8 protein-coding genes and 2 pseudogenes are annotated in these 11,555 nt (G+C 37.6%); all 10 read right to left on the bottom strand.

Going from position 1 to position 11,555, the window contains the following annotated elements:
* A partial coding sequence (locus RT405_RS01530) for a segregation/condensation protein A (RefSeq protein WP_313466977.1) occupies positions 1 to 742 on the bottom strand: 742 nt, incomplete at its 3' end.
* A gap of 3 nt (positions 743 to 745) precedes the next feature.
* Positions 746 to 1,171: an N-acetyltransferase gene (locus RT405_RS01525; RefSeq protein WP_313466975.1), complete on the bottom strand. Its 426-nt coding sequence runs from the start codon at positions 1,169 to 1,171 to the stop codon at positions 746 to 748.
* Between the two features lie 54 nt (positions 1,172 to 1,225).
* Complete coding sequence (gene lysA / locus RT405_RS01520; protein WP_313466973.1) at positions 1,226 to 2,539, bottom strand: diaminopimelate decarboxylase; 1,314 nt, start codon at positions 2,537 to 2,539, stop codon at positions 1,226 to 1,228.
* Between the two features lie 170 nt (positions 2,540 to 2,709).
* Positions 2,710 to 3,531 carry a purine-nucleoside phosphorylase gene (locus RT405_RS01515; RefSeq protein ID WP_313466971.1) on the bottom strand — a complete coding sequence of 274 codons (822 nt, stop codon included), beginning with the start codon at positions 3,529 to 3,531 and terminating at the stop codon, positions 2,710 to 2,712.
* Between the two features lie 27 nt (positions 3,532 to 3,558).
* A pseudogene (deoB, locus tag RT405_RS01510) lies at positions 3,559 to 4,728 on the bottom strand (phosphopentomutase).
* A 136-nt stretch (positions 4,729 to 4,864) separates the two neighbouring features.
* Complete coding sequence (gene xerD / locus RT405_RS01505) at positions 4,865 to 5,755, bottom strand: site-specific tyrosine recombinase XerD (RefSeq protein WP_313466970.1); 891 nt, start codon at positions 5,753 to 5,755, stop codon at positions 4,865 to 4,867.
* Positions 5,756 to 5,905: 150 nt separating this feature from the next.
* Entirely contained in the window at positions 5,906 to 6,784 is an 879-nt protein-coding gene (locus RT405_RS01500) for a S1-like domain-containing RNA-binding protein (RefSeq protein WP_313466969.1), read from the bottom strand.
* Between the two features lie 209 nt (positions 6,785 to 6,993).
* Positions 6,994 to 8,751: a pyruvate kinase gene (pyk, locus tag RT405_RS01495; RefSeq protein WP_313466967.1), complete on the bottom strand. Its 1,758-nt coding sequence runs from the start codon at positions 8,749 to 8,751 to the stop codon at positions 6,994 to 6,996.
* A 48-nt stretch (positions 8,752 to 8,799) separates the two neighbouring features.
* Positions 8,800 to 9,762, bottom strand: a complete 963-nt coding sequence (pfkA, locus tag RT405_RS01490) for a 6-phosphofructokinase (RefSeq protein WP_313466965.1) — start codon at positions 9,760 to 9,762, stop codon at positions 8,800 to 8,802.
* A gap of 200 nt (positions 9,763 to 9,962) precedes the next feature.
* Positions 9,963 to 11,555: pseudogene (dnaE, locus tag RT405_RS01485) on the bottom strand (DNA polymerase III subunit alpha); the annotation flags it as partial.

Here is an 11,555-nt window from a genome sequence, read left to right as displayed (position 1 = left end):
TTGCTGCATATATTAAGATTTCTCCGTATTTTTCTGCTTGCTGAAATGAAATGGTTTGTTCTTTGATTAGTTCAAGCAAAGCCATAAAAGTTGTTACCATATCTTTCTTTGTTGGTTCTGTAAAAAGATCGGTAAATCGTATTCCTGTTTTACTTGAAGCTGAAGACACGCTAGCTAAAATGAACGCCATTTTTTCACTGATCGTTACCTCTTCAGCCATGACTTTAGTTTGAAGAGGGGCTTTTTTCAACCGCTTAGTCAATAATTTTTGAAAAGCTACTACTAAATCCAATGTACTGATTTGCAATGGTTCAAGCGGAACATTCTTTTGTAATTGGTCTAAATTTTGCGGCTCTTTTGTATAATACTGACTGCGTTCTTCTTCTTTTGTCTTTAAGACCGCAGCAGCTTTTTTATACTTTTGGTATTCCAATAACTGTTCAACTAAGGCGTCTCGAGGATCTTCTCCTTCTTCAATCAATTCAAGCTCCGTATCTAAAACTAGTTCTTGTTTCGGCAAAAGCAATTTGCTTTTTATTGCCATCAAAGTTGCAGCCATAACTAAATAATCGCCTGCAATATCCAGCTCCAACACTTTCATCGTTTGAATATACGTTAAATATTGAGAAGTGACTTCAGCTATAGGAATATCATAAATATCGATTTCTAAATGCTGAATCAAATGAAGCAGTAAATCAAGCGGTCCTTCAAAAGCGTCAATTTTTACATTTATCTCCGACATCGCTCAGTCTTCTTTCTTTGGGTGTTCCGCATTTTCTACTCGTTCATTGGATTCAGTCTGATTTTGTTTTTTAGCTTTTTCCTGCTCCCATTTAACAATTAACGGACTTGTTTCCAATGTTCCAATTACCTTTTTTTGAGGGAAACTTTCATCCAATGCTTCAAAGATTTTGTAGCTGATGCCTTCATTGCGAAAAGACGGATTGATAGAGATGTGTCGCAACAAAATCAATTCTTCGCCAATTTCTACACCGGCAACTGCAATGATATCTTGTGTTTCTTCTCCGCGCCATAGATAAAGTTTGCGGTTTTCTTCTTGCTGATACCATTCCAATTCAGACTGTAGACGCGAGACATCTTTCAAGTCAGGTATAAAAGAAAGTAGTCCCATAGTAATCTTTTCATAGTCATTTTTGTATTCGAGTAACATTTTCATCCTCCTAGAGATCTTCGAGGTTCAAAAAGCAAGACGTGAAGAAATGCTTTAAATTAGCGAACGTTCTAATCTCATTAAATCTCTATAGCTTTCTCTTTCAATTGCTAAGAATTCTGTTCCATCTTCAACAAAGACAACAGGCGGTCTAGGAATACGATTGTAATTGCTAGCCATTGCGTATCCATATGCACCTGTGCTGAAAACAGCTAAAATATCTTTAGATTGGACTTTAGGCAAAGGCAGATTCCAGATCAGCATGTCCCCAGACTCGCAGCATTTTCCAGCAATTGAATACAGCTCATCAATTTGATCATTCACACGATTAGCGAATACGCCGGTATATTTAGCATTGTACAATGCAGGTCGGATATTATCTGACATTCCTCCATCAATCGCTAAATAGTTGCGTACATCAGGAATGGACTTTTGCGAACCGGTTTGATACAACGTGATTCCAGCATCGCCGACTAAACTTCTGCCAGGCTCGATCCAGATTTCCGGCATATCCAACTTCAAGTTTTCTGTCAACATTTCAACTTCATCAATAATTGTATGAATGTATGTTTCAATCGGCAAAGGTTTGTCTTCACTCGTATAACGGATACCGAAACCGCCGCCTACATTCAACACTTTTAAGTCAAAGTTTAATGCGTTTTTCCATTTTGCTACTTGCGTTAAAACTTTATCAATAGCTAGATTAAACCCTTGTGTCTCAAAAATTTGAGAACCAATATGACTGTGTAATCCAATCACTTCAATAAATGGCATGCTTAAGGCTTGTTTAACTGCTGCTTCTGCTTGTCCATTTTCTAAATCAAAACCAAATTTCGAATCATTTTGCCCTGTAGAAATATAGTCATGTGTATGTGCTTCTACACCAGGTGTCACTCGGATCAGTATGTTCGTTTTCTGTTTACGTTCAGCAGTCAATTCATCTAACCTATGCAACTCATGAAAATTATCAACTACAAAACAGCCGACATGATAATCCAAACCTGCAATAAGTTCATCATCTGATTTATTATTGCCATGGAAATGGATTTTTTCACTAGGATAATCTGCTTGAATGGCCGTATAAAGCTCTCCTCCTGATACTACATCAAGAGACATCTTTTCTTGTGCCATTAATTGATAAATAGCTAAGCAAGAAAAAGCTTTACTTGCGTATGCCACTTGAGCAGCTACTTTCCTTTTAGCAAAAGCTGCTTTGAATGCACGCGCCTTCGTTTTAATATAGGCTGTATCATAAATATAGACTGGCGTGCCATACTTTTCAGCCAAATCAACACAATCGACGCCGCCAATCTCCAAGTGATTTTTTTCGTTTATTTTCATTGTGCCTGTTAACAAATTTTCATCCATTTATTGTCCTCATTTCAACTTTTCCCGGAATTTTGCTCTTCCTACTTTAACACAAAATTTATTTTTTCTCAACGCAACAAAAAGAACCCTGCTTCCTAAAAAGAGGGCTTCTTTTGACCTTTTCAATATAAAACCAAATCGAAAAGCAAATTTATTTAATAGAACACGCGTTACAAAGCTGCTAGTATATTTTTGATAAATAATTTAAATGTTACTTTCACACGTTCCGTTGTCTCAACGACTTCTTCATGGTTAAGAGAAGCTTGCATACCGGCTGCCAAGTTGGTAATACATGAAACTCCCAATACTCGTAAGCCAGCGTGTTTAGCAACGATTACTTCCGGAACAGTCGACATGCCGACTGCATCTGCTCCTAACAACCGAGCCATTTTTATTTCCGCTGGTGTTTCATAAGTAGGACCAGAAAAACCGATATAAACGCCTTCTTTTAAATCCAACGCCATTTGTACAGCGACCTCTCTAGCAGTTTCTTGATAAGCTTTGTCATAAGGTTCGCTCATGTCCGTGAAACGTACCCCTAACGACTCATCATTAGGACCCATTAGAGGATTTGCACCTGTATAATTGATTTGATCGGTGATCATCATCAATTCTCCCTGAGTAAATTGTGTATTGATACCGCCTGCCGCATTAGTGACGATTAGTGAATGTACTCCTAACTCTTTCATTACTCTGATTGGAAAAGTAACTTCTTGTAAAGAATATCCTTCATAATAATGGAATCGACCTTGCATCGCCAAAACATATTTACCGCTTAATTTGCCATAAACCAATTGACCGGCATGTCCGGTAACAGTCGATACAGGAAAATGAGGAATATCTCCATATGAAATGATAATGGGATTCTCAATCTCATCGGCTAATTCTCCTAAGCCTGAGCCAAGGATCAAACCAAATTCAAGTGTTTGAATCCCTTGTTCTTTAATAAATAAAGCTGCTTGTTGAATTTTTTCTCGCAAAGTTGCTGTCATGATGACTCTCCTTTTTCCTATTCTCTCTTAAATTAAATGCTTTAAAAAGCTTTTGCCGAATCCGGTGCTCTCCACGCCAAAGTTATCAGCAATCGTTGTGCCAATGTCAGCAAAATGTCCTTGAGGTAGTTCTCCCCGTTCTTTCATTGATGGAGAGTAAGCCAATAGCGGAACATATTCCCGAGTATGGTCCGTTCCCGGAGCAATGGGGTCATTTCCGTGATCTGCAGTAATCAGCAACAAATCGTCTTCTCTTAACTGTCCGACAATTTCTTCCAACCGCATATCAAATTCTTCAATCGCTTTACCATATCCCGCTACATCACGGCGGTGGCCGAATAAAGCATCGAAATCAACTAAGTTTAAGAAACTTAACCCTTCAAAATCTTAAGTCATCACTTTCAACAATTGGTCGACTCCATCCATATTACTCGTCGTTCTAACAGCTTCTGTTACTCCTTCACCGTTATAGATATCATTGATTTTACCAATAGCAATAACATCTTTTCCTGCTTCGCTCAAATAGTTTAACACTGTTTTTCCAAATGGATTTAATGCATAATCATGACGTCCGCTTGTTCGCTTAAAGTTTCCTGGTTCTCCTACAAATGGGCGAGCAATGATACGACCAATCATATAAGGGTCTTCTTTCGTTATATCCCGAACGTACTGACAAATTTTATATAGTTCTTCTAATGGAATAATTTCTTCGTGTGCTGCAATCTGTAAAACAGGGTCGGCAGAAGTATAAATGATCAGATCTCCTGTCTTCATTTGGTGTTCACCGTATTCGTCAATGATTGCCGTTCCGCTGGCCGGTTTGTTCGCTACGATTTTACGTCCTGAAAAATCCTCGATTTTTTGCAATAGTTCATCTGGAAACCCATTAGGGAAAACACGAAAGGGTGTTTGGATATTTAAGCCCATAATTTCCCAATGTCCTGTCATGGTATCTTTACCAACCGATACTTCTTCCAATTTCGTATAGTATCCGACACTGTCTGCTACGCTGCGGACTCCTTTTAGCGGACGAATATTTCCTAGTCCTAATTCTTCTAGATGCGGAATGGTTAATCCCACTTCTTGAGCAATATGACCTAATGTGTCGCTGCCCACATCATTAAATTTTTCAGCATCAGGAGCTTCGCCTATTCCGACAGAGTCCATGACGATCAAATGTATTCTTTTATAAGACACGATGTTTATCCCCCTTATTCTTGAATATCTACGCCTTTTATTATAATCAATAAACTTGAAGAATGCGAGAGAAAACCAAAAGAACTTGTTTCTTTTCAAGTTTGCCGCTATACAACGTTCGTCTAAACTGGGTACTTCAAGCACGTGGATGGTACGTTTTATAAACAGATGACATCCGGTGCGTCGTGATATGCGTATAGATTTGCGTAGTTGATATATCAGAATGTCCCAACAATTCTTGAACTGTCCGTAAATCTGCTCCGTTTTCTAACAAATGCGTAGCAAATGAATGACGCAAGGTATGTGGAGTCACTTCTTTTTCGATGCCTGCTTTTTGAACCATAGCTTTTAGATTTTTCCATATTCCTTGTCTAGTCAATTTTTGTCCATGGTGATTTAAAAAGACATATGATGAACGATTATTAGGGCGTTCTAGTCGGTTTCGACTATGCTGCAAATAGGTTTCGATCCATTTAATGGCTAAATCTCCTAATGGTATAATGCGTTCTTTATCGCCTTTTCCAATAGTTTGGATCAATCCAAGCGAAAGATGCAAATCATCTAATTTCAACTCGGTCAATTCTGAAACACGCAAACCTGTTGCATACATGGTTTCAAGGATTGCTCTGTCTCTAATCCCTAACGTTTCACTAGTATTTGGAGTTTCAATCAGCCGTTCTACTTCCTTCATCGATAAGATTTTTGGCAACGTCTGTGCTTTTTTAGGCGTATCAATGTGCAGCATTGGATCCACCGAAGATATTTTTTCTTGCTTTAAAAATTGATGGAATTGTCTAAGAGTTGAAACCATTCTAATAATAGTACCCGCTGATTTTTCTTCTTCTTTCATTTGTTGTAAAAAGGCTAAAACGGTATATCGGTCTATATCATTCCATTGATCCAACTTTTGTTCTTTTAAAAAGCAGGTATATTGCTTTAAGTCACGTTGATAACTTTGAGTTGTGTTTTTGGATAAACCGCGTTCAATTGTCAAAAAACGAATATATTCTGCTAACTCTTCTTCCATTTTAAATTTTCCTTTCAGCCAATTTTTTAGTTAAGATAAGTGAGACAAGCCCGTCCTATCTCAAAAGAAATGTATACCTTCCAGTCGTATAAAAAAGAGCAAAAACTTTTGCCCTTTTTATTTTTTATTCAATTTTATTCTAGCTCGTTCTTATTTTTGGTCTTCATTCGTTGCTTCAACTAATCTTGTTTCGCCATCTTGTTGAACAATTTTTCTTTGTTTCATCAGATTCCCTAAGGCACGTTTAAATTGAGCCTTGCTAATGCCGAAACGTTCTCTAATTTCATTTGCATCGCTTTTATCTGTATAAGGGAAACTTCCAGTAGGTGTACGTTCCAAAATAGCCAACAACATTCCTGCATCATCACTGATGGCTTCATGAGCACGTGGCATGAGTGAAACATTCAAAATTCCGTCGCTTCTGACTCCGATTACACGACCTGAAACAACTTCTCCCAAACGCGGTTCATCTTTTCTTTCAGACGGATGGACAAACCCTAAATAATTGTCTGAGGTAAGGAGATACGTTCCGACTAATTTCAAGCGATAAGCAGTACCTGTAATGTTCTTATTGTTTAATCCTTCATCTCCTTTTTGAGATAAAGATTCGAAAACAGATTCAGGTGCTTGTTTTCCCCACATGCGATCTTTTTCATCAACTTGAATAGTGATCAATAAACGATCTCCTTTTTTTGGCCAAAGGTGTTTAAGTGTCGGAAGTTCATCCAACGAAACAACTACTTCTTTATTCGGCAATCCAATATCCATAAAAACGCCTAAATCTTTACGTGTTTCACTCACTGTAGCCCAGCCAAATTCGCCAACTCGTACGGCCGGTATCTCTTGAGTGAGCATGGTATCTTTGTTCATCGCTACATAAGCAAAACCTTCAACTGTGTCTCCTAATTGGTAATCCATTGTTTCAGTTTTCGGCAGTTTATAAGTTACGCCGTCTTTTTGAATAAAATAAGCTTTTTCATTTATATCTGTCACAAGTCCTGTGATGACATTTCCTAAAGATTTGTTCATTTATTTTTCCTCCATATTGGTCAAACGTTTTTTTACTCTTTTTCTAATCCACTCGCTAAATGAATAAAAGTTATTCATTTAACTTACATCCCTATCTAGTTTACCATAATTTTATTATGTCATCTAGAAAAGGAATTAAAAAAGCTCATAAAAAGATGTCGTATTCATCTTTTTACGAGCCTTTTCTTTAAAGTTCTTTTACTTTTACATTAGATAGCTGTTGTCGCTCCACGATAGACAATTCCACGACGAGAATCAACTGTAATCAATTCATCTGATTGAATAAGCTTAGTAGCGTCTTCTGCTCCTACGATCACTGGGATTCCCATAGCAATTCCAATAACAGCTGCATGGCTTGTTAAACCGCCATTTTCTACAACAATCGCTGCAGATTTTTCAATAGCTGGCAAGTATTCTTTGTCTGTTGTTTTCACTACTAATATTCCGCCTTCAACAGCTTTTACATTAGCTTCTTCGGCAGAAGATACAACAACTGCTTTACCAATAACTGCTTCAGACCCCACACCTTGGCCGTTTACTAATTTAGAACCAATTAATTGGATCTTCATTAAGTTAGTCGTACCACGTTCTCCAACCGGTACACCAGCTGTAATGATAATCAAGTCTCCTTCTTTAGCAAAGCCGCCTTCTTGAGCGATAGTCGTTGCTAAATTGAACATATCATCAGTAGACGATGGTTTTTTAGAAACTGTTGGGTAAACACCCCAAGAAAGAGCTAATCCGCGCATTTGACGTTCAGAGAATGTCACTGCTACAATACTAGATTTTGGACGGTATTTAGAAATCATTCGAGCTGTATGGCCAGATTCTGTAGCTGCAACAATAGTATGAATATCCAAATTACGTGCTGTATGGCCAACAGATTGTCCAATCGCTTCAGTCATATCTGTTTGGCTATATGCTTTCAAAGCAAATGCATCTTGATTGACCAATGCTTCTTCTGTTCGAACTGCAATGCGTGCCATCGTTTGAACAGCTTCAATCGGGTATTTACCAGCAGCCGTTTCACCAGAAAGCATAACTGCATCACTGCCGTCAAAAATAGCATTCGCAACGTCATTTGCTTCTGCGCGTGTCGGACGCGGATTTTCTTGCATTGAGTCTAACATTTGTGTAGCTGTAATAACGGGTTTACCCACTTGGTTACATTTTTGGATAAGCGCTTTTTGAACGATTGGAACTTCTTCTGTAGGAATTTCAACTCCTAAGTCTCCACGTGCAACCATTAAACCATTTGAAACTTTTAAGATTTCGTCAATATTATCAACGCCTTCTTGGTTTTCAATTTTAGGAATGATTTGAACATGTGTCATATCTTCTTCTTCAAGAATTTCAGTAATTTCTAATACGTCACTAGCACGACGTACGAAACTTGCTGCAATATAATCAATATCATTTTTCAGACCAAAACGAATGTCAGCAGCATCTTTGTCAGTGATTCCTGGCAAGTTAACAGATACCCCTGGGACGTTAACACCTTTTTTATTTTTTAATACTCCAGCATTTTTAACTACAGATACTAACTCGTTGTTATCATGATCAATATCCGTAATTTCTAAGTCAATCAAACCATCATCCAAAAGGACATGAGAACCAGGATGTACATCGTTGATTAAATCAGCATACGTAATAGAGAATTTTTCTTTTGTTCCTTCAACTTCGTTCATCGCTATCCGAACCACATCACCAGTAGCGAATTCTACACGGCCGTCTTTCATGTTATGTGTCCGAATTTCCGGTCCTTTAGTATCTAATAAAATAGCTACCATTTTCCCGGTAATATTAGAAGCTTCACGAATATTTTTAATACGCGCACCATGTTCTTCGAAATCGCCATGTGAAAAGTTTAAACGTGCAACGTTCATACCAGCTTCAATCATTTCTACTAAAAATTCAACGGATTCACTAGCTGGTCCAATCGTACATACTATTTTTGTCTTTTTCATTCTGTAATCTCTCCCAATAATCGTTTTTTTAGATATTATCTATATTTATTAATAAGAAATTTCTTGGTTCAATTTATAAAGAGAAACATCAGGCATATGTTTTTGACCTTGTAGAATATCTTCAAACTTATTCTCAACAATATCATTGCCGATCATACCCAATACTAAGCCGCCTTTGCCTTCTTTCAATAAATCAACAGCTTTAGCACCAAAGATACTTGCAAGAACACGGTCGCGTGCAGTTGGAGAACCTCCACGTTGAACATGTCCTAAAACAGTTACACGAGCATGATGGTCACCGTATTCTGCTAATCTGTCAGCAAAATCATTGCCCTTCATCACATCTTCAGCCAGTATAATGATACTGTGTTTTTTACCACGTTCACGGCCTTTTTGAATGGTATTAGCGACTTCTTCCATATTAAATTCTTTTTCTGGAATAATAATTTGCTCTGCACCGCCAGCAACACCTGCCCACAAAGCGATATCTCCTGCATTACGTCCCATTACTTCAACAATAAAAGTACGAACGTGACTTGTTGCAGTATCTCTAATTTTATCAACAGAATCTAAAACTGTATTAATGGCTGTATCAAAACCGATACAAAAGTCAGTTCCTGGAATATCGTTGTCAATCGTTCCCGGCAATCCGATAGCTGGAAATCCATGTTTGGTTAGAGCCAATCCGCCGCGGTATGAACCATCTCCGCCAATAACGACTAGGCCTTCAATTCCAAATTTTTCTAATTGCTCGATTCCTTTTAATTGTCCTTCTTCTGTTGCAAATTCTGGGTAACGAGCTGAGTAAAGGAATGTACCTCCATGTGAAATCTTATCCCCTACATCTCTTCGCGTTAACTTACGAATGTCTCCTGCTACTAAACCAGCATACCCATAATTGATGCCGTAAACTTCCATCCCTTCATAGAGACCTTTACGGACAACTGCGCGGACAGCGGCGTTCATTCCAGGAGCGTCCCCTCCACTTGTTAAAACAGCGATACGTTTCATATTAATAACCCACCTCATCAGTGTATTTAGTATAAAAATTTCTTTTCAAGATAAACCTTGAAAAAATTTTTATATGTTTTCCAGTGTTTATTGAATAAATCCATAAAAAACTCATTCAATTATTAAGCCCACAAAATGATTTTACCATTTTTAGTTGGAATTGTCCTAGTAAAATGATAAAAACCTCTAAAAAATTGTTTTTATTCTTTTTTTTGAAATACTATATTTCCTGAACCGATGATTTCTTCTAAAGCCTTTTGTAATTTTTCTGTACCATCGACCCATTCGGTTTGGTTCAAAACCATTTTTTTATTAGTAGATGCGTAAAACAAAATGACCGGAATGTTTCCCGCATAAGTTTTTAAGACCTCTTTCAGTTCTTGTAAGGTCTGAGCATCACTTTTATCAGCTGGTATCCGAATAAAACATTTATCAGAATTAAGCGTTTGATGCAGGACTTTTACATCCTCCATTTGGTCCACCAACACCTGTTTCATTTGATCACGATTGTTTTCTACTTTCCCTTCTACGTAAAGAATTTCTCCTTTTTCAAGTAAACGACTATATTGCCGATACTTGACCGGGAAAAGTGTCAAGGAGCAATCTCCTGAAGAATCATTCAGTGTTACAAAGGCCATCGGTTCTCCTTTTTTGGTTCGAATACGCCGGACAGCTTTCACGAGTCCAATTATTTTTCCATATTCACCAACGTGCAAATCTTGAATGAACACCGTCTGTTTTACGGAACTGCTTCATATTGCTCAGTAGGATGCCCTGATAAATACATTCCTAAGTAAAATTCTTCCATTTCCAGCTTTTCTTCCAAACTTAAGTCTTCAGCCATCTCGTATTTAGGTTTTAGAATATCAAATAAACCAATATTATTTCCGCTTAATTTAAGGCTCGATAGAATTCCTTCCAATGAAGCAATCAATGTTCCTCTTGAAAGGCCTAAGGAATCAAATGCACCAGCATAAATCAACGGTTTAATATGATCTGTTTTCAGCCATTTCGTTTCTAGACGACGAAGAAAATCAACTAAATCATGGAATTTCCCCGATTCTTTTCGTATCTGGATTATTTCCATAATCATTTCTCTTCTTATTCCCTTAATGGTTCCCAGACCAAATTGGATTTGATTCTCGTTCAATGAAAAGGCAAAAAAACTTTTATTGATATCAGGAGGAGAAAAACTGATTTTACGCTTTTTAATCTCTAATACAAGTTCTTTTAATTTAGCCGGATTATTTGAAACTGAATTTAACAAGGCAACAAAAAAGGGTTCTGGATAATGAGCCTTTAAATAAGCCATTTGATAAGCAATAAACGCATACGCTACTGCATGCGACCGATTAAAGCCGTAATTTGCAAAATGTTCAATATAATCATAAACCTGTGCAGCTGTATCTTCTTGGTAACCGAGTTCTTTTGCTCCATTAATAAAATGGATCCGTTCTTTATCAATGACATCCTTTTGTTTTTTTCCAATCGCTCGGCGTAAAATATCGGCTTGTCCTAAAGTGTATCCGCCCATTTTAGAAGCGACTTGCATGACTTGTTCTTGGTAAACCATTACTCCATACGTGACTCCTAAGATATCTTTTAAACTTTCATCCGGATAGAGAATCGGAACTTCGCCTTTTTTCCGCTGGATAAACAAATCAATTTGTTCCATTGGACCGGGCCGATACAAGGCATTGACGGCTGCAACATCTTCTATTGAAGTAGGACCTAGTTTACGCAGCACATTTTTTATGCCTGCCGACTCAAACTGAAATATCCCGATAGTCTCT

This window comes from Carnobacterium sp., assembly GCF_032094055.1.
Taxonomy (GTDB): Bacteria; Bacillota; Bacilli; order Lactobacillales; family Carnobacteriaceae; genus Carnobacterium_A.
Note: the sequence above shows the minus strand (reverse complement) of the source record. Positions and strands in the feature narration are given on the sequence as shown.

Excerpts from the sequence above, each read along its gene's own strand:
- RT405_RS01525 (WP_313466975.1), bottom strand. The coding sequence starts at position 1,171 with ATGTTACTCGAATACAAAAATGACTATGAAAAGATTACTATGGGACTA.
- lysA (WP_313466973.1), bottom strand. The coding sequence starts at position 2,539 with ATGGATGAAAATTTGTTAACAGGCACAATGAAAATAAACGAAAAAAAT.
- RT405_RS01515 (WP_313466971.1), bottom strand. The coding sequence starts at position 3,531 with ATGACAGCAACTTTGCGAGAAAAAATTCAACAAGCAGCTTTATTTATT.
- xerD (WP_313466970.1), bottom strand. The coding sequence starts at position 5,755 with ATGGAAGAAGAGTTAGCAGAATATATTCGTTTTTTGACAATTGAACGC.
- RT405_RS01500 (WP_313466969.1), bottom strand. The coding sequence starts at position 6,784 with ATGAACAAATCTTTAGGAAATGTCATCACAGGACTTGTGACAGATATA.
- pyk (WP_313466967.1), bottom strand. The coding sequence starts at position 8,751 with ATGAAAAAGACAAAAATAGTATGTACGATTGGACCAGCTAGTGAATCC.
- pfkA (WP_313466965.1), bottom strand. The coding sequence starts at position 9,762 with ATGAAACGTATCGCTGTTTTAACAAGTGGAGGGGACGCTCCTGGAATG.